Origin of the sequence: Nitratireductor alexandrii (assembly GCF_004000215.1) — a bacterium.
In the GTDB taxonomy this organism is placed as follows: domain Bacteria; phylum Pseudomonadota; class Alphaproteobacteria; order Rhizobiales; family Rhizobiaceae; genus Mangrovimarina; species Mangrovimarina alexandrii.
The window spans coordinates 357537-378205 of sequence record NZ_RBVY01000005.1 but is presented as its reverse complement, the minus strand read 5'-3'; the positions used below and the strand labels follow the sequence as shown (position 1 = coordinate 378205).

General features: G+C 67.7%; 23 protein-coding genes. 15 read left to right on the top strand and 8 right to left on the bottom strand.

Annotated elements, in window-relative coordinates:
* The first annotated feature begins 39 nt into the window (after window positions 1-39).
* The 6 genes from paaA to paaE all read left to right on the top strand — a co-directional run bounded on the left by paaA (window position 40) and on the right by paaE (window position 4119).
* The gene (gene paaA, locus EP380_RS14010; RefSeq protein WP_106571506.1) at window positions 40-1035 is read left to right on the top strand and encodes a 1,2-phenylacetyl-CoA epoxidase subunit PaaA; all 996 of its coding nucleotides are present in this window, start codon (window positions 40-42) and stop codon (window positions 1033-1035) included.
* A 72-nt stretch (window positions 1036-1107) separates the two neighbouring features.
* On the top strand, window positions 1108-1395 hold the full coding sequence (paaB, locus tag EP380_RS14005; RefSeq protein ID WP_127599033.1) for a 1,2-phenylacetyl-CoA epoxidase subunit PaaB: 288 nt from the start codon (window positions 1108-1110) through the stop codon (window positions 1393-1395).
* Between the two features lie 28 nt (window positions 1396-1423).
* On the top strand, window positions 1424-1720 hold the full coding sequence (locus EP380_RS14000; RefSeq protein WP_106571510.1) for a hypothetical protein: 297 nt from the start codon (window positions 1424-1426) through the stop codon (window positions 1718-1720).
* The gene (gene paaC, locus EP380_RS13995; protein ID WP_127599032.1) at window positions 1713-2465 is read left to right on the top strand and encodes a 1,2-phenylacetyl-CoA epoxidase subunit PaaC; all 753 of its coding nucleotides are present in this window, start codon (window positions 1713-1715) and stop codon (window positions 2463-2465) included. The genes EP380_RS14000 and paaC overlap by 8 nt, the downstream gene beginning before the upstream one ends.
* A gap of 5 nt (window positions 2466-2470) precedes the next feature.
* Window positions 2471-2980: a 1,2-phenylacetyl-CoA epoxidase subunit PaaD gene (paaD, locus tag EP380_RS13990; RefSeq protein ID WP_127599112.1), complete on the top strand. Its 510-nt coding sequence runs from the start codon at window positions 2471-2473 to the stop codon at window positions 2978-2980.
* A gap of 59 nt (window positions 2981-3039) precedes the next feature.
* Entirely contained in the window at window positions 3040-4119 is a 1080-nt protein-coding gene (gene paaE, locus EP380_RS13985) for a 1,2-phenylacetyl-CoA epoxidase subunit PaaE (protein WP_127599031.1), read from the top strand.
* A 21-nt stretch (window positions 4120-4140) separates the two neighbouring features.
* Here the strand turns inward: paaE and EP380_RS13980 are convergent, their stop codons facing one another.
* The 6 genes from EP380_RS13980 to EP380_RS13955 form a co-directional block, all read right to left on the bottom strand.
* Window positions 4141-5841, bottom strand: coding sequence for an ArnT family glycosyltransferase (locus EP380_RS13980; protein ID WP_127599030.1), 1701 nt, complete (start codon window positions 5839-5841; stop codon window positions 4141-4143).
* An 8-nt stretch (window positions 5842-5849) separates the two neighbouring features.
* Window positions 5850-6182, bottom strand: coding sequence for a lipid-A-disaccharide synthase N-terminal domain-containing protein (locus tag EP380_RS13975; protein WP_106571515.1), 333 nt, complete (start codon window positions 6180-6182; stop codon window positions 5850-5852).
* A complete protein-coding gene (locus EP380_RS13970; protein WP_106571516.1) occupies window positions 6179-6919 on the bottom strand; it encodes a glycosyltransferase family 2 protein in 741 nt (246 codons plus the stop codon). Before EP380_RS13970 ends, EP380_RS13975 begins: the two co-directional genes overlap by 4 nt.
* An 84-nt stretch (window positions 6920-7003) precedes the next feature.
* A complete protein-coding gene (locus tag EP380_RS13965) occupies window positions 7004-8653 on the bottom strand; it encodes a thiamine pyrophosphate-binding protein (protein ID WP_127599029.1) in 1650 nt (549 codons plus the stop codon).
* Entirely contained in the window at window positions 8650-9825 is a 1176-nt protein-coding gene (locus EP380_RS13960; protein ID WP_106571518.1) for a CaiB/BaiF CoA transferase family protein, read from the bottom strand. The genes EP380_RS13965 and EP380_RS13960 overlap by 4 nt, the downstream gene beginning before the upstream one ends.
* Before the next feature lie 97 nt (window positions 9826-9922).
* Window positions 9923-10861: an alpha/beta fold hydrolase gene (locus EP380_RS13955; protein WP_127599028.1), complete on the bottom strand. Its 939-nt coding sequence runs from the start codon at window positions 10859-10861 to the stop codon at window positions 9923-9925.
* A gap of 114 nt (window positions 10862-10975) precedes the next feature.
* Between EP380_RS13955 and EP380_RS13950 the strand changes: the two genes are divergently transcribed.
* The 6 genes from EP380_RS13950 (at window position 10976) to EP380_RS13925 (ending at window position 15969) form a co-directional block, all read left to right on the top strand.
* Window positions 10976-11830 (top strand): YiiX/YebB-like N1pC/P60 family cysteine hydrolase, encoded by an 855-nt coding sequence (locus EP380_RS13950; protein ID WP_127599027.1) that lies wholly within the window; start codon window positions 10976-10978, stop codon window positions 11828-11830.
* Window positions 11831-11922: 92 nt separating this feature from the next.
* Entirely contained in the window at window positions 11923-12945 is a 1023-nt protein-coding gene (locus tag EP380_RS13945; protein ID WP_127599026.1) for a ribonuclease T2 family protein, read from the top strand.
* A gap of 131 nt (window positions 12946-13076) precedes the next feature.
* On the top strand, window positions 13077-14726 hold the full coding sequence (gene ettA, locus EP380_RS13940; protein ID WP_106571521.1) for an energy-dependent translational throttle protein EttA: 1650 nt from the start codon (window positions 13077-13079) through the stop codon (window positions 14724-14726).
* Between the two features lie 51 nt (window positions 14727-14777).
* A complete protein-coding gene (relB, locus tag EP380_RS13935; RefSeq protein ID WP_127599025.1) occupies window positions 14778-15002 on the top strand; it encodes a type II toxin-antitoxin system RelB family antitoxin in 225 nt (74 codons plus the stop codon).
* Window positions 15003-15004: 2 nt separating this feature from the next.
* A complete protein-coding gene (locus EP380_RS13930; protein ID WP_127599024.1) occupies window positions 15005-15268 on the top strand; it encodes a type II toxin-antitoxin system RelE family toxin in 264 nt (87 codons plus the stop codon).
* A 329-nt stretch (window positions 15269-15597) separates the two neighbouring features.
* Window positions 15598-15969 carry a hypothetical protein gene (locus EP380_RS13925; protein ID WP_127599023.1) on the top strand — a complete coding sequence of 124 codons (372 nt, stop codon included), beginning with the start codon at window positions 15598-15600 and terminating at the stop codon, window positions 15967-15969.
* 116 nt (window positions 15970-16085) lie between these two features.
* On the opposite strand, the gene EP380_RS13920 is transcribed toward EP380_RS13925, so the two are convergent.
* Window positions 16086-16499, bottom strand: a complete 414-nt coding sequence (locus tag EP380_RS13920; RefSeq protein WP_127599022.1) for a hypothetical protein — start codon at window positions 16497-16499, stop codon at window positions 16086-16088.
* Window positions 16500-16678: 179 nt separating this feature from the next.
* Here EP380_RS13920 and EP380_RS13915 point away from each other — a divergent pair, with 179 nt between their 5' ends.
* The 3 genes from EP380_RS13915 to EP380_RS13905 all read left to right on the top strand — a co-directional run bounded on the left by EP380_RS13915 (window position 16679) and on the right by EP380_RS13905 (window position 19050).
* Window positions 16679-17011 carry a hypothetical protein gene (locus EP380_RS13915; protein ID WP_127599021.1) on the top strand — a complete coding sequence of 111 codons (333 nt, stop codon included), beginning with the start codon at window positions 16679-16681 and terminating at the stop codon, window positions 17009-17011.
* Between the two features lie 181 nt (window positions 17012-17192).
* Window positions 17193-18314 (top strand): beta-ketoacyl-ACP synthase III, encoded by a 1122-nt coding sequence (locus tag EP380_RS13910; protein ID WP_127599111.1) that lies wholly within the window; start codon window positions 17193-17195, stop codon window positions 18312-18314.
* A 118-nt stretch (window positions 18315-18432) separates the two neighbouring features.
* Window positions 18433-19050, top strand: a complete 618-nt coding sequence (locus EP380_RS13905) for an MOSC domain-containing protein (protein ID WP_127599020.1) — start codon at window positions 18433-18435, stop codon at window positions 19048-19050.
* 49 nt (window positions 19051-19099) lie between these two features.
* Here the strand turns inward: EP380_RS13905 and EP380_RS13900 are convergent, their stop codons facing one another.
* A complete protein-coding gene (locus EP380_RS13900) occupies window positions 19100-20479 on the bottom strand; it encodes a serine hydrolase domain-containing protein (protein ID WP_127599019.1) in 1380 nt (459 codons plus the stop codon).
* Window positions 20480-20669 lie beyond the last annotated feature (190 nt).

The window sequence follows — 20669 nt, the reverse complement described above, 5'->3', positions numbered from 1 at the left end:
TGGACGGATTAGCCGCCATCCGACCACGGAGGAGATGCCATGTACAGCCAGGGCCTGATCGGGGCGAAGACCGACACCGACGAGGACGAGGCCTTTCTCGCCGCGTTCCAGGCGCGTATCGACGCGGAGGAAAAGATCGAGCCCAACGATCCGATGCCGGAAGGCTATCGCAAGACGCTGGTGCGCCAGATCGGCCAGCACGCGCATTCCGAGATCGTCGGCATGCTGCCGGAGGGCAATTGGATCACGCGCGCGCCCTCGCTCAGGCGCAAGGCGGCGCTGCTGGCCAAGGTGCAGGACGAGGGCGGCCACGGGCTTTATCTCTATTCGGCCGCCGAGACGCTCGGCGTCAGCCGCGAGCAGATGACCGAGGAGCTTTTGTCGGGCAAGGCGAAATATTCCTCGATCTTCAACTATCCCACGCTGACCTGGGCCGATATCGGCGCCATCGGCTGGCTGGTCGACGGCGCGGCGATCATGAACCAGATTCCGCTCTGCCGCTGCTCCTACGGGCCCTATGCGCGCGCCATGATCCGGGTGTGCAAGGAGGAAAGCTTCCACCAGCGCCAGGGCTACGAGATCATGATGACGCTGGCCAACGGCACGGCCGACCAGAAGGACATGGCCCAGGATGCGCTCGACCGCTGGTGGTGGCCGTCGCTGATGATGTTCGGTCCGCACGATTCCGACAGCCAGCACGGCGACCGGTCGATGAAATGGAAGATCAAGCGCTTCACCAATGACGAGCTCAGGCAGAAATTCGTCGACGCCACCGTGCCGCAGGGCGAATTTCTGGGGCTGACCTTTCCCGATCCCGAGTTGAAATGGAACGAGGAACGCGGCCATTACGATTTCGGTCCCATCGACTGGGACGAGTTCTGGCGCGTCGTCAAGGGGGGCGGAATCATGAACCGCGAGCGCATCGCCGCGCGCCGCAAGGCCTGGGACGACGGCAAATGGGTGCGCGAGGCAGCGCTTGCCCATGCCGAAAAACGCCGGGCCCGGCGCGAGGCGACGAAGCTGGCGGCGGAGTAGTCCGACATGCCGCTTCGGTCGCGCTGGGCCGGGGCGGGAAACGTATACGCGACGCGCCCGAGGACAACGATCATGAGCAAGACCGAAATCCCGCTTTGGGAAGTTTTTATCCGCCCCCGCAACGGGCTCGCGCACAAGCATTGCGGCTCCGTGCACGCCGCCGACGAGGTGATGGCGATTCAGGCCGCGCGCGACGTCTATACGCGGCGCGGCGAGGGCGTGTCGATCTGGGTGGTGCCGTCGGCGGCGATCGTCGCCTCGGACCCCGAACACAAGGACGAGAATTTCGAGCCGGCGCTGACCAAGATCTACCGCCACCCGACCTTCTACGACATCCCCGAGGACGTGGGCCACATGTAGGCCGGCTCGCAGATCGACCGAGGCGCCGATGGATCCGTTTCACATTCTGTTCAGTCCCTTCGTCCTGATGACGCAACATCCGTGGATCGCCTTCGTGCTGGCGATCCTGTTCGGCCTCGCGGGCTGGATGAGCGCATGGGGCGGGTGGCTCGTCAAGACGGCGGCGGTGCTGTGGTTGGCTTACGCGGTGTGGGAGACGCTGGTGCAGATCCTGACGCCGGAAGCCAATATCAGGGTCGACCTGCTGGTCATCGCGCCGGTTCTGGTCGTCGTGTCGCTTGCCGCCCTGGCATTGTTTTTGAGAAAGGCGTTCGCTCGTGTCTGATGCATTGCTGACATTTCTTCTGCGCCTTGCCGACGATCACCTCATCCTCGGCCACCGGCTGTCGGAATGGTGCGGCCACGCGCCGATGCTGGAGGAAGATCTGGCCATGCCGAACATGGCGCTCGATCTGATCGGCCAGGCGCGTGCGCTCTACCAGTACGCGGCCGAGATCGAGGGCAAGGGGCGCAGCGAGGACGATCTCGCCTATCTGCGCCGCGAGCGCGACTACGTGAACTGCCTGATGGTCGAGCGCCCGAACGGCGATTTCGGCCATACCATGCTGCGCCAGCTCTATTTCGCCGCCTTCATGGAACCGTTCTGGACGGCGGCGGCGGCGTCGAGCGACGAAACCCTGGCCGGTATCGCGGCCAAGGCCGTCAAGGAGACCGCCTACCATATCCGCCATGCCGGCGAGTGGGTGGTGCGGCTCGGCGACGGCACCGAGGAAAGCCGGCAGCGCATGGAGGCGGCAATCGACGCGCTGGCGCCCTATGTCGACGAGCTGTTCGAAGGCGATGCCGTCAGCGCGGCGATGGCGCAGGCCGGCATCGCGCCCGAGCCGGCTTCGCTGCGCGCTGCGTTCGACCGCACCGTCGGCGCGATCTTCGCCGAGGCGGGGCTGACCTTCGCCCCGGCCGCCCATGCCCAGACCGGCGGCCGCCAGGGCCGCCACGGCGAGGCGATGGGCTTCATCCTGGCCGATCTGCAGCACATGCAGCGCAGCTATCCGGGGGCGACCTGGTGAGCGGGATGGCGCCTTATCCGCCTCCTGGCGGGCAGGCCAAGGCGGCGGCGCGCGCCTGGGCGGCGGCCGCTTTCGTCCCCGATCCGGAAGTGCCGTGCGTGACGGTCGCCGATTTGGGCATCCTGCGCTCGGTGGATCTTGAGGACGGGGTCGCGGTTGCCAGGGTGACGCCGACCTATTCCGGCTGCCCGGCCACGCTCGCCATCGAGCTGTCGGTCGAGACCGCCTTGCGCGAGGCCGGTTTCGAGGCCCGCGTGGAGCGTGTCGTTGCCCCGGCCTGGACTACCGACTGGATCACCGAGGCGGGGCGGGAAAAGCTGAGGGCTTATGGCATCGCGCCGCCGGTCGAGGGCTCCAACTCGATCCGGGCGCTGTTCGGCGAAACCGTCGTCGCCTGCCCGAAATGCGGTTCGCGGGAAACCGAACGGGTTTCCGAATTCGGCTCCACGCCGTGCAAGGCGCATTATCGCTGCACGGCGTGCCGGGAGCCGTTCGACTATTTCAAATGCATCTGAGCGGCCGTTTCCCTGACACTGACCAGGGCGCGCCGTCTCCCGAGGCTTGAGGTTTGACCATGGCATCCCGTTTTCACGATCTCACCGTGTCGGCCATCGAGCGCCAGACGCCCGAAGCCGTCGCGATCGCCTTCGACGTGCCGGAGGCGCTGCGCGATGCGTTTTTGTTCAAGCCGGGCCAATATCTCACGCTGGCGACCCGTCTCGACGGCGAGGATGTGCGGCGCTCCTATTCGATCTGCTCCGCGCCGGGCGAGGCGCGGCTCAAGGTGGGGGTCAAGAAGGTCGCCGACGGCCGGTTCTCGCGCTTCGTCAACGAGACGCTGTCGGTCGGCGACACGATCCGCGTCATGCCGCCGGAGGGCCGGTTCACCTCGCTCGCCGGGCCGCGTCACGACTATCTGCTGATCGCGTCCGGTTCGGGCATCACGCCGATGCTGTCGATCGCCAAGACGGTGCTGGAGCACGAGCCGGACTCCACGGTGAGCCTGCTCTACGGCAACCGCTCGACCGAGACGATCATGTTTCGCGAGGAGCTGGAGGATCTGAAGGACCGGCATCTGCGCCGCTTTTCGCTGGTGCACCTGCTGTCGCGCGAGAAGCAGGATGTCGACCTGTTGAACGGCCGCATCGACGGCGAACGGGTGAAGGAGCTCGCCGAACGCGGGCTGATCGACCCGCGCGGTTCGGACGGCGTCTTTCTGTGCGGTCCGGGCGAGATGATCGACGACGTCGCGGACACGCTCAAGGCCTATGGCGTCGACGAGGACCGCATCCGTTTCGAGCGTTTCACGCCGACGGGCGAGGCGCCGCGGCCGCGTGCGCCTTCCGCGCAGGCCAGGAAGGCCGCGACCGACGGTGTTGCGGTCGAGGTGGTGCTCGACGGTTCGCGGCGCGAATTCGCCATGGACGAGACGGCGGCAACGGTGCTCGATGCCGCGCACAAGGCCGGCATCGAGCTGCCTTATTCCTGCGCGGGCGGCATGTGCTGCACCTGCCGCTGCCGGGTGGTCGAGGGCGAGACCGAAATGGCGGTCAATTTCTCGCTCGAGCCGTGGGAGATCGAGGCCGGTTTCACGCTCGCCTGCCAGACGAGGCCGCTGTCGAACAGGCTGGTGCTCGATTTCGACGCCGCCTGAGGATTTTGCGCCGCGCTCGCCTCACTCGGCCATGCCGTAGAGCGTCAGCACCAGCGGCGTCCCCTTTGAATAGTTGATGCCGCTGACCGCGCCGCGCGCCGCCACGCTGGCTTGTCCCGCGGGCAGGGCGGCGAAAAACGCTTGCGTGAGGTCGCCGCGCACCAGCGCCAACGTGCAGGCGGGATTTTCGGCCAGGGTCTCGGCGGCGGTTTTGGGATCGGTCAGCAGCGTGTTCGTGCCGACGAGAAAGATCAGGCTCGGCTCGTAATAGCCCGTCGACACCAGCCGGCCCTGCGGGCAGGGTTTGTGCTCGGCAAACAGGCGCGCGATTTCCGGGCTGAGCCAGACCGGCTTCAGCGGCGGCAGCACGAAGATCGCGGCGAGCGCCAGCGTGGCGCCGGCGCCGAGCGCGGCGGCGAGCGTGCGCGGCAGGGCGGCGAGCGGCGGGCGAAAGCCGCTGCCGAGCCAGCCGGTGACGACGACGACGATCGCCGCGAGCGCGCCCCACCAGGAAAAACTGCCCAGCACGTAAGGGGTGATGCCGATCGCGATGGCGGCCAGCGCCACGGTGACGACGACGAGGCCGAACGCGGTCGCCCAGCGCAGCCAGCTCTGCCAGCGCCGCAGCGGCGCGTCGCGTGCCGCCGGGTCGCCGAGCGCCCAGCCGAGCGCCAGAACCAGGGCCGGAAAGGCCGGCAGCATGTAATGCGGCAGCTTGGTCGGCACCAGTTCGATGATCAGCCAGTAGGGCAGGTACCACGCCGCGAGAAACAGCAGCCGTGGATCGGCGCGCATGCCGTTGAGCACGCGCAGGCCGGCGTCGATCGCGGCGAGGCCGAACGGCCACATGGTGAGCGAATAGACCAGCACGTAATAGCCGGGCGGAAAACCGTGCGATTCCTGGCCCGACCCGATCTTGCCGAGCAGGTCGCGGCCGACCGCCTCCTGCCAGAACGCCGCCCCGCTCTTATAGGTTATCAGCGCAAGCCAGGGGGCCGCGACCAGCAGCATCAAGGCGACGCCGGGCAGCGCGCGCATTTTTGTCAGCCAGGCCCGGTCGCGGTCGAATGCAAGCAGGAAGCCGGCGGTCAGCAGGCTGAGGAAGGGAATTACCGGTCCCTTGATCAGGATCGCGGCGCCCTGCGCGGCCCAGAACAGCCACGGCGCCCAGCCGGGAACCGGCGTGCCGGCGCGGTGGCCGAGATAGATCCGCGCCAGCATGGCCTGCGCCACGAGGCCGGTCGCCAGCAGCGTCGCGTCGGTCTTGGCGATGCGGGCCTCGAAGCCGAGCATCAGCAGGCCGGCGAGCGAAACGGCCGCGATCAGCCCGGCGGTCGTGCCGAACATCCACGCGCCCAGCCAGGCGGTGGCCAGAACGGCGAGCATCGCGCCGAGGATCGAGACGGTGCGGTAGACGGCGACCGGCGCGTCGGCGCCCTGGCCGCTGATGGCGACCGCCGCCGATTGCAGCCAATAGATGCCGGCCGGCTTCTTGTAGCGCGGCTCGTCCTGAAAGCGGATATCGACATAGTCGCCGCTCTCGACCATCTGCTTGGTCGCCTGCACGAAGCGCGCCTCGTCGCGGTCGGTCGGCGGCAGGGTGGTGATGCCGGGCGCGAACAGCAAGAGGCACAAAAGCGCCAGCCCGAGATAATGCGCCAGGCCGAGCGCGCCCGCGGCGGGCCGGGCGGACGAGACCGGGTTGGAACGGTTGGCGCTCATGCGACGGGTCAGTCGGTGCCTGACATCGCGCTGCGATGCTCGTTGGCGATCAGCCACAGATTGCGGATATAGATGACGAGGCCGAGCGCCTGGCCGGCGATGAAGACGGGATCCTTGCGGTGAATGGCGTAAAGCAGAAGCAGCGTGCCGCCGCCGAGCGAGAAGAACCAGAACGCGACCGGCACCACCGAGCGCTTGGCGCGCTCCGAGGCGATCCACTGCACCAAAAAGCGCATGGTGAACATCGCCTGGGCGACGAAGCCCAGCAGGATCCAGGCGCTGAACTGGTCGACGAAGACCTGGTAGGCCCAGTTGTAGAGCGACTGGAAAGTGTCGGTCATCGGGACGGCTCCGTGATGCGGGGGAGGGTCTTGCGTCGTCGGCGCAGCCACCACACGCCGAACAGGTCGAGTATGCCGCGCAGGCCGCGGTCGAGAATGCCGTAATTGGAGGTGCCGTGCCGGCGTTCGCGGTCGACGACGTCGACATGCAGCACGCCGAATCCCTCGCGCAGCACCAGCGCCGGCAAATAGCGGTGCCAGCCGTCGAAATAGGGCAGCTGACGGAACAGCTCGGTGCGCAGCGCCTTGAGCCCGCAGCCGGAATCGCGCGTGCCGTCGCGCAGGATCGCCTCGCGCAGGGCATTGGCGAAACGCGACGACCAGCGCTTGATCAGCGTGTCGGTGCGCTTCAGCCGCTGGCCGGCGACGATGCCGACCGTGGCGTCGGCCGACAAAAGCCGGTCGGCGAGCACGGGCAGATAGCGCGGGTCGTTCTGGCCGTCGCCGTCGATCGTCACCACCACCGCGCCGCGCGCGGCGAACACGCCCGAGCGCACCGCCGCGCTCTGGCCGGCCGAGCGGTCGTGGCGGATATGGCGCAGATGGCGCGCGCCGGCGTCGATACGGCCTGCCAGCATGGCCGGCGTGTCGTCGCTCGAGCCGTCGTCGATCACCAGAACCTCATGGTCGCGGCCGGCGAGCGCGGTGTCGATCTCGTCGAGCAGCACGGCCAGATTGGCGGATTCGTTCTTGCAGGGAATGACGATCGAAATCGCGGGTCCGGTTCCCTCGTGCATGGGCCTCTTTCCAGTTCACGCGCCCCAGATGACGCGGGCTACTAACACGCGGGGCCGGGAATCGGAATGAGGCTTGTGATCGGCCTATCGCTTTTCGCGGATCTCGGTCAGCGTCCTGGTTGGCGTGATCGCCTCGGCGTCGATGAGCACGTCGAGGATCGCCGGCTTGCCGCTGGCGCGCGCGCGCTCGAAGGCGGGCGCGAACTCGGCGGTGGCGCGCACCGTCTCGCCATGGCCGCCATAGGCGCGGGCGAGCGTGGCGAAATCGGGGTTCGTCAGCGTCGTTCCCGATACGCGGCCTGGATAGTCGCGCTCCTGGTGCATGCGGATCGTGCCGTAGATGCCGTTGTTGAGGATCACGACGATGATCGGCCGGCCGTATTGCACGGCCGTCGCGAATTCCTGCCCGTTCATCAAGAAATCGCCGTCGCCGGCCCAGACCACGACCTCGCGTTCGGGAAAGATGCCCTTTGCCGCCACGCCGGCCGGCACGCCGTAGCCCATCGAGCCCGAGGTGGGGGCCGCCTGCCCGTTGAAGCGGCGGTAACGGTGGAACCGATGCATCCAGGTGGCGAAATTGCCGGCGCCGTTGGCGATGATGACGTCCTCGGGCAGGTTTTCCTCCAGCCATGCCATCACCGGGCCGATCTTGACCGCACCCGGCCCGTCCATCGGCGGCGTCGACCACTCCAGATAGGACTGGTGCAATTCCTCGGTGCGCTTCGCCCAGCGCGGGCGCGCGTCCGGCGCCGTCTCGGCAAACGCCGCGGCGAAGGCCGTGTTGGAAGCGTTGATCGCCAAAGTGGGCCGGTAGACGCGGCCCAGCTCTTCCGGGTCGGGGAAGATGTGGACCAGTTTCTGGTCGGGGTAGGGGCTTTTTACGAGCGTGTAGTCGGCCGACGGCATCTCGCCGAAGCGGCAGCCGACGAGGATGACGAGGTCGCTTTGCTTGATGTAGGCCGCAAGCGTCGGGTTTGCGCCGATGCCGATGTCGCCGGCATAACAGTCGTGCAGCTGGTCGCAGAGCGTCTGCCGGCGGAAGGAGCAGCCTGCCGGCAGGCGCCAGCGGCTGATGCCGGCGCAGACCTGGCTAACGGCCTCCTCGGTCCAGCGTGTGCCGCCGAGCACCAGGAACGGGCGCTCGGCCGCCTCGAGCAGTTCGACCAGCCGATCCATCTCCGGCCGGCCGGGCCTTGTCTCGACGGCGACGAAGGGCAGGGGCGTCGGCGCCTCGACCGTGTCGGTGAGCATATCCTCGGGCAGGACGACCACGACCGGGCCGGGGCGCCCGGAGGTGGCGACCGCGAAGGCGCGGGTGACGAGTTCGGGAACGCGTGCCGCGTCGTCGATCTGCACCACCCATTTCGCCATCGTGCCGAAAAAGGCCCTGTAGTCGACCTCCTGGAACGCCTCGCGCTCCAGATTGCCGCGCGCCACCTGGCCGACGAACAGGATCACGGGATTCGAATCCTGCCGGGCGATGTGGATGCCGGCGGAGGCGTTGGTCGCGCCGGGGCCGCGCGTCACGAAGCAGATGCCGGGTTTTCCCGTCAGCCTTCCCTCGCAGTCGGCCATCATCGCCGCGCCGCCTTCCTGACGGCAGACGACGTTCTCGATCTTGGAATCGTGCAAGGCGTCGAGGACGGCGAGATAACTCTCGCCGGGCACGCTGTAGAGGCGTTCGACGCCGTTTGCCTCCAGACAGTCGACGACCAGTTGTCCGCCCGTTTTCATGCGTCTTTCGCCTCCAGTTCGGCCAAAACCTCGGCAGTATGCTCGCCGAGCCGCGGCGAGGGCCGGTCATAGACAGGGGGTGTCTTCGACATCAGCATCGGCGCGCGCACCGACGGCAACGCATTGCCCTGGCCGTCGTCGAGATCCATGCGCATGCCGCGCGCGATCGCCTGCGGGTCGGCGAAGGCCTCGCCGATATCGTTGATCGGGCTCGCGGGCACGTTGGCGGCTTCCAGCCTGTCGAGCAAGGGTTGCTTTTGCCAGCCGGCAAGCGTGGCGACCAGCTTTTCGCGCAGGCGCCGGCGATGTTCGACCCGCGCCGGATTGGTGGCGAAGTCGGGATCGTCGGCAAGGGCTTCCAGCCCCAGCACCTGGCACAAATGGCGGAACTGGCCGTCATTGCCGACCGCCAGGATGATGTGCCCGTCGGCGACCGGCACGACTTCGTAGGGGGCGATGTTCATATGGGCATTGCCCATCTGCACCGGCGGCGTGCCGGAGACCAGATAGTTGAGGTTCTGGTTGCCGAGCACCGAAATCTGGGTGTCGAACAGCGCCATGTCGACATATTGGCCTTCGCCGGTGCGTTCGGCGTGGCGCAGCGCCGCCTGGATGGCGATGACCGAATAAAGCCCGGTGAAGACGTCGGAAATCGCGACGCCGGCCTTTTGCGGCTCGCGGCCGGGTTCTCCAGTGATCGACATCATGCCGGCCATGCCCTGGATGATGAAATCGTAACCCGGGCGGCGGGCATAGGGTCCGGTCTGGCCGAAACCGGTGATCGAGCAATAGACCAGGCGCGGGTTGTCCGCCCGCAGGCTTTCGTAGTCGAGGCCGTATTTCTTCAGCCCGCCGACCTTGAAGTTCTCGATCACCACGTCCGCGGTGGCGATCAGCCTCTTGACGGTCTCCGCGCCCTCGGGCGTGGAAAAGTCGATCGCCACCGAGCGCTTGCCGCGATTGGTCGAGTGGTAATAGGCGGCGGAAAGATTTTCGCCGTCATGGCTTTTCACGAAGGGCGGCCCCCAGCGGCGGGTGTCGTCGCCGCCGTTCGGATTCTCCACCTTGATGACGTCGGCGCCCAGATCGGCGAGCAACTGCCCCGCCCAGGGGCCGGCCAGGATGCGGGCAAGCTCGATGACGCGGATGCCGGCGAGGGGAGGGTTTGCCATGGGGATTATGCGCCAGTTGTTTCGGTTGCCCCGGAATACCAAATCAGCGCCCCAGCGTCAGCCCGGATTCGCCGCATCGCCTTATGCGCTTGGCGCATCAACCGGTGGCCAGAACCCGGTCCACCCAGGCGATGAAATCGGCCATGATCGCGTCGCGATTGACCTCGTTCAGGCTTTCGTGGCGGGTTTCGGCGTAAACCGTTGAAACCAGATTCGAAAACCCCATCGCCCGCATGCGCGCCGCAAGCGCGTGGATCGCCTTGCCGCCATCGGTCGCCGGGTCGTGTTCGCCGCCGACCAGTTGCACGGCAAGCTCGCGGCGCAGATCGGCGAAATTGGCGTCGGCGGCGCCGGCGAACACCCAGGAAAACAGGTCGCGCCACATCGACACCGACGCGTCCCAGCCGCACAGCGGATCGGCGATATAGGCGTCGACCTCGTCGGGATCGCGCGACAGCCAGTCGAACGCGGTGCGATGGCCGGGCACCTGTTTGGCCCAGGCCTGGAAGGTGAGCTTCGGCAAGAGGCGCGAGGGCACGTCGGAGCCGAGCCGCAACCGCTCCCAGGCAAGCAGCGCCTGCGCCGCGCGGCCGGTGAGCCCGGCGGAAAAATTGGCGTTCCAGATCGCGGCCGCCGCGACGCGCCCGGAATGCCGCAGCACGAAGTTCAGCGCGATCAGCCCGCCCATCGAATGGCCGAAGACGATCACCGGCACGCCGGGATGGGTTCGCGCGATATGGTCGTGGACGGCGGCGACGTCGGCGATCACCTTGGCGCCGCCGTCGCCCTCGGTGGAAAAGACGCGCGGCGGCGCGTCGGGCGCGCGGGTGTGGCCGTGGCCGCGATGGTCGTGGGCGAAGCTGGCGATGCCGTTGCCGGCGAGAAAATCGGCGAAGCGGGCGTAACGCGCGGCATGCTCGGCCAGGCCGTGATTGATCTGCACGACGGCGCGCGGCGCCTCGGGCGGCCGGCGGGCATAGAGTTTCAGCCGCGCGCCGGTCGGCGTGTCGAGATCCAGCTCTTGATCGAAGGACATGGTGGCTCCCCGTTTGGTGGCCAAGAGTGGCGCGATATCGCCGCGCGGGCAATCGCAAAGCGGGCGCGCGGCGTCGACGTGGCGCCGGCGCGGTTTCATGCTAGGCTTTTCGCCATGGGTTCGGGGTGCTCGACACCGGCGCGGCTGGCCGCGCTGATGCTGACGGCCGTGCTGGCCGCATGCGCGGCGGCCAGGACCTATGTCGCGGCCGAAGACGCGCCGGCCTATGCCAAGGACGGGTATGTCGACCCGCGGCTGGCCCTCACCCGCGTGATCGGCGCGCCGCTGGCGCCGATCGTGCGCAATCTCAGGGCGCCGCACGGCCGCCTGCACGGGCGGGCGGGGCTGGAGCGGTTCCTGCGCGACGCGTTGCGGCCGCTCGACATCGTGGTGATCCGCTCGCGCCCGGCCGCGACCCGTCTCCTCATTCCCGGCCATTTCACCCACGCCACGGTGTGGCTGGGGACGCCGGCCGAGATGCGGGCGCTCGGCGCGTGGTCGCTGAGCGCGGTCAGGCCTTACCGCGAGCGGCTGCGGGCGGGGCGGCCGGTGTTCGAGGCGGCGCGCGACGCCGTGCAACTGTCGCCGATGCGCGAGATCACCGATGTCGACGAAATCGTCATTTTGCGCCCGCGTCCGGGCGGACGGGGCTGGGCGCGCGAAAAATATGCCGGCCTGTTCACGGCGATCGGACGGCCGTTCGACTATAATTTCGACTGGACGGACAAGGCGCGGCTGACCTGCGCCGAACTCGTGGCCGGCGTCTTTCCCGAATTCGAGCTGCCGGTGCGCTACACCCAGGGCCGTTATGCCATCGTTCCCGACGATATCGTGCGCGCCGCCACGGTCCCTGGATCGCGGCTGCGCATCGTCCGGTACGTCGCGCCGGCCGCGGGCGACGGGTTTTCCGCCTCCGGAGGCGAGGCGGTGCTGAAGCTGCTGAGCCGTCCGCGCGACGATGCGACTTGAAACAGGGCCATCGGATATGGGAAGGCAGGCCCCTTGCCGGGCCAGGAACATGCCCGTTTCGTCCGAAACCCGACCCGTTTCCGGAGTCCGCGATGCCTGCCCTGCGGTTGACGAGCCTGTTTCTGGCCTTGGCTTTCGGCCTGGTCCCGCCGGCGCCGGCAAGGGCGGAGGTGGCGCTCGACGGGCGGTTCGTCGCCGACAGGGCCTGTCCGGCGACGCCGTCGATCCGCAAAAAGGCCAATCCCGGCAACGTCAGGACGCGCGCCGGCCAGGCCTATGCGGCGCTGGCCGCCAACCGGGCCGACCCGACCCACTATCTGGTGCTGATGCCGGGGGCGGCGCCGGAACGGCGCTGGGTGCGGGCCGGCTGCGGACGCCTCGTGCAGGGCGAGGCCGGCCGCCGCGGCGACGGCACGACGGCGGCCGCGCGGGAGCGCGCACAAGCGCCCCGCCGGACCCGCCATGTGCTGGCGGTCAATTGGCAGCCCGGCTTTTGCGAAACGCGGCCCTCGGTGCGCGAATGCCGCACGCAGACGGCCGCGCGTTTCGACGCGTCGCATTTTTCTCTGCACGGCCTGTGGCCGCAGCCGCCGGGCACGGCCTATTGCGGCGTGCCGGCCGCCCTTGTCGAGCGCGACAAGGCGGGGGCCTGGAAAACCCTTCCAGAACTCGGCCTGCAGACGAAGACGCTGCGCGAGCTCGTCACCGTCATGCCGGGCGCGGCCTCCTATCTGCACCGGCACGAATGGATCAAGCACGGCGCGTGCTACGGCGGCGACGCCGAGACCTATTATCGCCGCTCGCTGGCGCTGATGCGGGCGCTCAACGGCTCCGAGGCGCGCGCCTTCTTCGCCGCGCGGATCGGCGAGACGGTCACCGCCGGCGAGATCCGGCGCGCCTTCGACGCCGCGTTCGGCAAAGGCGCGGGGAAAAGGGTGCGGGTCGTCTGCGTCGACGATCCGTCGAGCGGGCGCCGGCTGATCGGCGAGATCACCATCGCGCTGTCGGGCGCCCTGGAGCCGGAGGCGCGGCTGGGCGAGCTCATCCACGCCGCGCGGCCGACCGGCAGTAGCGGCTGCCAGAAAGGCATTATCGACGCCGCCGGCCTGCAATAGGGGCTGCGGGGCGAGCCGCCCGGCGAGGTGCCGGGTCGCCCGGCGCTGGCCCATTGCTCCGGGCGGTGCTTTCGCCTACATACGCCGCGACCCTTTCCCCGCAGCCCAGCTTACGGAGTGCGACGCGCGCCATGGCACGCCAGTTCATCTATCACATGTCCGGCCTCAACAAGGCCTACGGCACCAAGAAGATCCTCGAAAACATCCATCTGTCCTTCTATCCCGACGCCAAGATCGGCATTTTGGGGCCGAACGGCGCCGGCAAGTCGACGGTGCTGAAAATCATGGCCGGGCTCGACAAGGAGTTCACCGGCGAGGCGTGGCTCGCCGACGGGGCGACCTGCGGATATCTGCCGCAGGAGCCGGAGCTCGATCCCGCGCTCGACGTGATGGGCAACGTCATGGAAGGCGTGGCGGCCAAGAAGGCGATCCTCGACCGCTACAACGAGCTGATGATGAACTATTCCGACGAGACGGCCGACGAGGCGGCCAGGCTCCAGGACGAGATCGACAGCCAGAATCTGTGGGATCTCGACAGCCAGGTCGAGATGGCCATGGAAGCGCTCGGCTGCCCGCCCGGCGAGGCCTCGGTCGACAAATTGTCGGGCGGCGAGAAGCGCCGCGTGGCGCTGTGCCAGCTCCTGTTGCGCAAGCCCGACCTTTTGCTTCTCGACGAGCCGACCAACCATCTCGATGCCGAAACCACGGCCTGGCTGGAAAAGCATTTGCGCGACTATCCCGGCGCCGTGCTGATCATCACCCACGACCGCTACTTCCTCGACAACGTCACCGGCTGGATCCTCGAGCTCGATCGCGGCCGCGGCATCCCCTACGAGGGCAACTACACCGCCTATCTGGAGGCCAAGGCCAAGCGCATGGCCCAGGAAGGGCGCGAGGAGGCGGCGCGCGAAAAGGCGCTGGCGCGCGAGCGCGAATGGATCGCGGCCTCGCCCAAGGCCCGGCAGGCGAAATCCAAGGCGCGCTTCAAGGCCTATGACGAGCTGGTCAAGCAGGCCGACGACCGCCGTCCGGGCGACGCCCAGATCGTCATTCCGGCCGGCGAGCGCCTCGGCCAGGTGGTGATCGAGGCCGAGGGGCTTACCAAGGGTTTCGGCGACCGGCTGTTGATCGACGATCTCGAGTTCAAGCTGCCGCCCGGCGGCATTGTTGGCGTGATCGGGCCGAACGGCGCCGGCAAGACGACGCTGTTTCGCATGATCACCGGCCAGGACGAGCCCGATTCGGGCACGATCCGCGTCGGCGACACCGTCAAGCTCGGTTATGTCGACCAGAGCCGCGACACGCTCAACCCGGACAAGACGGTGTGGGAGGAGATTTCCGGCGGCAACGACATCATCAAGCTCGGCAAGCACGAGATCAACAGCCGCGCCTATTGCTCGTCCTTCAACTTCAAGGGCGCCGACCAGCAGCAGAAGGTCGGCACGCTGTCGGGCGGCCAGCGCAACCGGGTGCATCTGGCCAAGCTGTTGAAGGATGGCGGCAACGTCATCCTGCTCGACGAACCGACCAACGACCTCGACACCGAGACGCTGGCCGCCCTTGAGGACGCGCTGGAGAATTTTCCCGGCTGCGCGGTCATCATCTCGCACGACCGCATGTTTTTGGACCGGCTCGCCACCCATATCCTGGCCTTCGAGGGCGACAGCCACGTGGAATGGTTCGAGGGCAATTTCGAGGATTACGAAGCCGACAAGATCCGCCGGCTCGGCCCCGATAGCGTCAACCCGAAACGGGTGACCTATAAAAGGCTGACGCGGTAGGGGATTGCGGGCGGGGCTTCACCGCTATACATGTATAGCAAGGAGACGCTCATGCTTGCACTTCGCTTGCCGCCGGAGCTTGAGAAGCGCCTTGATGACCTTGCCCGCAAAACCGGCCGCACCAAGAGTTTCTATGCGCGCGAGGCGTTGATCGAGCACATCGACGACCTCGAAGACCTTTACCTTGCCCAACGGCGGGTCGAGGAAAACGGGCCGCGTGTCCCGCTCGACGCCATGATTGAAAAATACGGTCTCGGCACCGACGACGAGACCTGAGTGTGTGGACGATCGAGTTCGACGCCAAGGTCGACAAGGACATGGCGCGGCTCGCGCCAAGGGATCGCCAGCGCATCTTGCGTTTCCTGCGCGAACGCGTCGCGCCGCTCGCCAACCCGCGTGATCTTGGCGAGGCACTTGCCGGCCCGCTTTCGGGCTTCTGGAAATACCGCGTTGGAGATTACCGGGTGATTGCGAAAATCGAGGACCGGCAGGTCACCATTTTCGTCGTCCGGATCGGCAACCGGCGAGAGGTCTATCGCTAAGGCGGTCGCGCGACTGGCCTGAAGTCGCCGCTATCCGCCTGTCACCCGCTTTCGCTCGCAGCACGCGTTCTGATCGCTGAAGCGGGATCGAGAACTCAGCAATCATGGAGCGCTGCAGCGGCACGAGCCGCCTGCCGGCCCGTCATCGCCGCCGGCGTGTGGACACATGCCGGCACCGCTCCTCGCAAAATCAACGTCTTGCGCGAAATCCGCCCTGCGCCGGTCCACACCGCTGATAAGCGGATGGACAATGGCGGCCGGCGAACGAAGGGCCATCGAAGATGGACGTGGATGTGGCGAGAGGGGACCGGCGGAATTTGCGGCGCATCATGACGCTGCTCGGCGCGCTCGCCGTGCTGGCCGAGCGCGCCGGCGCCCGCTCCTGGCCCGTTCGCTGTTTGGTTTTGTGTATATTGCGGCGGGCCGAGCCCGTGGCGAGAGGGTTTGTCGCCGAGGCGACGGGCCTGCCGCCATCGGCCCTCGAGCCGATGCCTGGTATCCGCAATGACGCGGTCGAGGCGCTGCGTCTCGCCGTCTGTTTCAGGGCGCTGGCGGCCGCGCTCGCCGCGCTGTTGCGCCTGAGCGGGCGTTCTCGCTGCCCGAGCGGTCGCGCCGGCGGCGCGCCCCGGTGTCCCGGCCCGCGCCAGCATGGGTTTGCGTTCAGCCGCAGCTGGACCGGATTGCCAAACGACACGTCATGACGAGGCTCGGCGCGGCCGGGGCTCGCCCCTTGCCGGTAAATCCCTGTCGCGCGCGTCCTGGCATCGGATATCGCTGCGATCGTCGGAAACCGGACGATCGGTGCCGGTGCGCGCCTTCATTCCAGCCGGCAGCAGAACGGGAAGAACGGTCCGGACAGCCCCGGCGCGCCGGTCGGCGTGAAGGTGAAATCGTGGACGGTGTCGCCCTCGTCGGTGCAGCCGGCGGGCGTATAGGCGATCGAGCCGGTCACGGGATGGCTGGTCTCGAAGGCCCACGGGTCTTCCGAGGAGAAAGTGACCGTGCCGGGCGTGGTCGTGATGTCGCCGCCCGAAAAGGCGTCGATGAAGGTCGACGTCATTTGCGGTCCCTCGCACAGGAGTTCGACCGCCCAGTTGGGCTCGAAGCCGGGACAGATCATCTTCTGGCCGAACGGAACGAGGCTGTTGCAGGTGTAGTCGGCCGCCGCAGTGGTGCCCGACGACGCGGCAACGGCGATGGCGGCAAGTGCGGTGAGGGCGCGAATATGCACGGCGGACCTCCTTCGGTCACGTTGTTCCCCGCAAGCCGATCCTATGCCGAGCTGCAACACCGGTAAAGAAGTTGCGTCGGCGATGGTGAATGCGCGACCGGATCGCTTGACCCGTCGCGCGGTGCGTGGCTCGATAAATGCGCGGCCGATCAACGCTTGTTGTGGAGGGAAATCTGCCGATGAAACGTCTTTTCTTAGCCGCGCCGCTGCTCGCCGTCGCAGCTCTCGGCCTCGGCAGCGCGGCCGCATTCGCCAAGCCGGCGCGCTGCTTCACCACCGATGACGGTTATTACAATTGCGATTTTCGCGGTGTCGACGGGGCCGGCTCGTTCGTCATCGCGGCGAACGGCTACCCGACCTATTCGCTGGTGATCGACCGGCCGGGCTTCGCCTTCGGGTTCGTCAATTTCGGCGACCGCAACATTGCACTGCCGGGCGAATATGTGCGCAGCCGCGACGACGCGGCGTGCTGGAACAATCCGCAGACCAGCACCAAGATCTGTGCCTGGTGAGGCGGGTGCGCCGCGGCGCCGGCAAGGCGCGTGCCGCGACCGCGCCGTGGCAATTGCGTTGCACTGCGATATAAAACGGGCATAAAGAGCAGGCATGGAAGCATCACGCGCATTCACAGCCAAGGAGCGCCTCGCGCCCGCCCCCCTCGCCACGCCGGACAAGGGCGGCGGCCGAACCGAGATGGCCCGGGTGGCGCTGTCGGGCATCGGGGTCAGCATTCCCGAGGCCTTTATCGACAACGAAGCGCTGGTCGATTGTTTCAATCTGTGGGTCGAGCGCGAAAACCGGCGCCGGGCGGCCGACGGCGGCGCGCCGCTGCAAAAGTCGAGCGCGGCCTTCATCGAGCACGCCTCGGGCATCCGGCAGCGCCACGTCCACACCCCGGAGGGCATTCTCGATCCGGACCGCATGGCGCCGCGCATCGCCGCGCGGGCCGACGACGATCTGTCGGTGCTGGCCGAGTTCGGCGCGCGCGCGGCGCGCGCGGCGCTCGACGATGCCGGCATCGCGGCCTCCGACGTCGATCTGGTGATCTGCGCGGCCTCGCATCTGGAACGGCTCTACCCGGCGATCGGCATCGAGATCCAGAAGGAGATCGGCGCCCGGGGCGCGGCGTTCGATCTCAGCCTCGGCTGCTCGTCGGCGAGCGGCGGGCTGCATGTCGCCTTCAATCTCTTGCGTTCGGGCGCGCATCGCCGGGCGCTGGTCGTCACGCCGGAGCTGATCACCCCGCATCTGAATTTCCGCGACCGGCAGACCCATTTCATCTTCGGCGACGCGGCGACGGCGATGCTCGTCGAGGCGATCGGGCCCGACGAGGAGCGGCCGGGCCGGTTCGAGGTGATGGACACGCGGAGCTGGACCCAGTTCTCCAACAATATCCGTTCCAATTTCTCCTATCTGAACCGGGCCGCGCAGGACGATGTCGGCGTCATCGACACCGAAGGCAAGCTGATCAAGCAGCAGGGCAACAAGGTGTTCAAGGAAGTCACCATCGCCAGCCACCGCTTCATCGTCGATTTTCTGGCCGAGCACGGCCATACGCCGCAGACCGTGCGCCGCTTCTGGCTGCACCAGGCCAATGCGCGCATGAACGGCATGATCTTGAAGCTCGCCTTCGGCGAGGAGGTCGGCCACGACCGCGCGCCGATGGTGCTCGACCGGCTCGGCAACACCGCCGCCGCCGGCGCCGTGGTCGCGTTGTCGGAAAACCATCGCGACATGACGGCCGGCGATTTCGGCCTGTTGTGCACCTATGGGGCGGGCTATTCGCTCGGCGGGGCGCTGTTGCGCATGATGTGAGGCCGCGCTCGGAGCTCGGCTCACCGATCGATCCGCGTGATCGGTCGATCATCCCAATTGACTGGAATTCGTCCGCTCCGCGCGCCAAGGTGCGCGCCTTTCACGGGAGGGAAGCGCGATGGACTTGCCGCTGACACGGTTCGACCCGGAGCCGGAGATCGTGCCGACGCGAAAACTCTCGGCATGTGCCGACGGCGTCTACGCCGCGCTGTCTGACGGGTTCGTCACCCAGGCCGTGGATGCGCTCGATCTCGATTTCGACGGTATCAAAGGCGACTTTCACGCCGGCGCGACACGCCGCTCGGGCGGGCGCGAGCCGTGGTATCCGCGCGGCACGCAAATGCGCAACGAACGCCAGATTTCGATCGTGGCGGCCGACGAGATGGCCGCGATCGCGCGCGGCATGGGGATAAGCGAGATCCGGCCGGAATGGATCGGCGCCAATCTCGTTTTCTCGGGCGTGCCGCGGCTGTCGATGCTGCCGGCCGGCACGCTGCTTTTCTTCAAGAACGGCGTCACTTTGAAGGTCGACAGCCAGAACGGGCCGTGCCGCATCGCCGGGCGCTCGGTCGCCGACCATGCGGGCATGCCCGACCGCGAGGCCGGCGCGCTGGCGTTTCCCAAAGCCGGCAGGCGCCGGCGCGGGCTGGTGGCCTGGGTGGAAAAACCCGGCCGGATCGCGACGGGCGAGGCGGTGTCGGTGCGCATTCCCGAACAATGGATTTATCGGCCCTGACGGCTCGGCGGCAGAGCCTGGGACGCGGCGCGGCGCGGTGCGCGCCGGGTTACGGCAGCGCCTCGACCAAGGCCTCGACCAGCGCCTGGGGCTTGTAGCCGAGCTTGGACGGCGTCAGGCCGAGCCGCACCACCACCAGGTCCTGCGAGGGTAAGACGGTGACGGTCTGGCCGTCATGGCCGAGCAGCCAGAACGCGTCCTCGGGCAGGTCGAAGCCGGCATCGGCATGCGTGCCTTCCGGCGTGGTGCCGCGCGGGCCGTGCAGCCATAATTGGCCGCGGCCATAGGCGCCGTCGGAGGCCGGCGCGGCCTGGCGCATCCAGGCGACATAACCGAACGGCAGCACGTCGGCGCCGTTCCAGCGCCCGTCCTGCAGCAGCAATTGGCCGAAGCGGGCCCAGTCGCGCGCCGTGGCGTAGAGATAGGACGAGCCGACGAAGGTGCCAGACGCGTCGGCCTCCAGCACCGCGCTCGCCATGCCGATGCGGTCGAACAGCGCTTCGCGCGGCCAGTCGAGCGCGGCCTGCGGTTCGCCGAGCGCGTCCTGCCACAGCCGCGACAGGATCAGCGTCGTGCCGCTCGAATAGGAAAAATCGGTGCCCGGCTCCGCGGCGAGCGGCTTGGCGGCGGCGAAGCCGGCCATGTCTGGCTCGAGATAGAGCATGCGGGTGACGTCGGTGACGTCGCCATAATCCTCGTTGAAGGCGAGCCCGCTCGACATCGCCATCAGATCGGCGAGCGTGATGTCGCTGCGCTCGTCGCCGTTCCAGATTTCCAGGAGTTTTTCCTGGCCCTGGGCGAGTTTGCCTTCGGCGATCACCGTGCCGATGATGGCCGCCGTCACCGTCTTGGTCATCGACCAGCCGAGCAGCGGCGTCACGGCGGAAAACCCCTCGCCATAGCGTTCGCCGACGATGCGGCCGTTCTTGACCACCACCACCGCGCGCATGCCCGGCCCGGTCAGGTCGTCATCGGCGAGGATCGCCGCCAGTTCGGGGTTCTGCGAGGGGGCGACGATCTCGCCTTCGGGCCATGGCGCCTGTGTGTCGGCGGGCGCGGCCTGGGACGCCGAGAGCCCCTCCAGGAGTCCATCACCCGACACCACCGTGCAGCCCAGCCCCTCGCGCATCACCGCGCGCTCGCGTCCGAAAAGGCCGAGCAGGGCGGCGGAGACCGCGCGGTGCGCGTCGTCGACCTCGATCCGGATATAGCCCAGCAGCGGATGGCCGGGCGCCTGTACGTCCTCGGCCAGCACCCGGGTCGCATCGCGGTCGGCGAGGAAGACGTTGGAACACACCATCTTGGCCGAATAGGCCGCGCCCACCCTGATCAGGGCCGGCGGCGCGACATAAAGCCATCCGGCCAGGCCGACGACCGCCAGCACCGCCAGTGCGATCACAAAAATCGCGATTTTCGCCAGAATCCGCATCCAAAACTCCGTTCGTGGCCGCCGGCGGTCCCACCACATCCCCGCCATCTTCCTTGTTTACCGGGGCAATCTCGGGCGGCGACACGGCAAAAGCAACAGCCAAAACGGCCACGTCAAACGGGAAGGGGTCGCTGGCCGGGTCACAATTGGCCATGCTCGGTCTGGCCTGGATGTGATTCGGCAATGGGAG

What these genes read in the sequence shown, in the direction of transcription:
- paaA (WP_106571506.1), top strand. Translation starts at nt 40, where the DNA reads ATGTACAGCCAGGGCCTGATCGGGGCGAAGACCGACACCGACGAGGAC.
- paaB (WP_127599033.1), top strand. Translation starts at nt 1,108, where the DNA reads ATGAGCAAGACCGAAATCCCGCTTTGGGAAGTTTTTATCCGCCCCCGC.
- EP380_RS14000 (WP_106571510.1), top strand. Translation starts at nt 1,424, where the DNA reads ATGGATCCGTTTCACATTCTGTTCAGTCCCTTCGTCCTGATGACGCAA.
- paaD (WP_127599112.1), top strand. Translation starts at nt 2,471, where the DNA reads ATGGCGCCTTATCCGCCTCCTGGCGGGCAGGCCAAGGCGGCGGCGCGC.
- paaE (WP_127599031.1), top strand. Translation starts at nt 3,040, where the DNA reads ATGGCATCCCGTTTTCACGATCTCACCGTGTCGGCCATCGAGCGCCAG.
- EP380_RS13980 (WP_127599030.1), bottom strand. Translation starts at nt 5,841, where the DNA reads ATGAGCGCCAACCGTTCCAACCCGGTCTCGTCCGCCCGGCCCGCCGCG.
- EP380_RS13975 (WP_106571515.1), bottom strand. Translation starts at nt 6,182, where the DNA reads ATGACCGACACTTTCCAGTCGCTCTACAACTGGGCCTACCAGGTCTTC.
- EP380_RS13970 (WP_106571516.1), bottom strand. Translation starts at nt 6,919, where the DNA reads ATGCACGAGGGAACCGGACCCGCGATTTCGATCGTCATTCCCTGCAAG.
- EP380_RS13965 (WP_127599029.1), bottom strand. Translation starts at nt 8,653, where the DNA reads ATGAAAACGGGCGGACAACTGGTCGTCGACTGTCTGGAGGCAAACGGC.
- EP380_RS13960 (WP_106571518.1), bottom strand. Translation starts at nt 9,825, where the DNA reads ATGGCAAACCCTCCCCTCGCCGGCATCCGCGTCATCGAGCTTGCCCGC.
- EP380_RS13955 (WP_127599028.1), bottom strand. Translation starts at nt 10,861, where the DNA reads ATGTCCTTCGATCAAGAGCTGGATCTCGACACGCCGACCGGCGCGCGG.
- EP380_RS13950 (WP_127599027.1), top strand. Translation starts at nt 10,976, where the DNA reads ATGGGTTCGGGGTGCTCGACACCGGCGCGGCTGGCCGCGCTGATGCTG.
- EP380_RS13945 (WP_127599026.1), top strand. Translation starts at nt 11,923, where the DNA reads ATGCCTGCCCTGCGGTTGACGAGCCTGTTTCTGGCCTTGGCTTTCGGC.
- ettA (WP_106571521.1), top strand. Translation starts at nt 13,077, where the DNA reads ATGGCACGCCAGTTCATCTATCACATGTCCGGCCTCAACAAGGCCTAC.
- relB (WP_127599025.1), top strand. Translation starts at nt 14,778, where the DNA reads ATGCTTGCACTTCGCTTGCCGCCGGAGCTTGAGAAGCGCCTTGATGAC.
- EP380_RS13925 (WP_127599023.1), top strand. Translation starts at nt 15,598, where the DNA reads ATGACGCTGCTCGGCGCGCTCGCCGTGCTGGCCGAGCGCGCCGGCGCC.
- EP380_RS13915 (WP_127599021.1), top strand. Translation starts at nt 16,679, where the DNA reads ATGAAACGTCTTTTCTTAGCCGCGCCGCTGCTCGCCGTCGCAGCTCTC.
- EP380_RS13910 (WP_127599111.1), top strand. Translation starts at nt 17,193, where the DNA reads ATGGCCCGGGTGGCGCTGTCGGGCATCGGGGTCAGCATTCCCGAGGCC.
- EP380_RS13905 (WP_127599020.1), top strand. Translation starts at nt 18,433, where the DNA reads ATGGACTTGCCGCTGACACGGTTCGACCCGGAGCCGGAGATCGTGCCG.
- EP380_RS13900 (WP_127599019.1), bottom strand. Translation starts at nt 20,479, where the DNA reads ATGCGGATTCTGGCGAAAATCGCGATTTTTGTGATCGCACTGGCGGTG.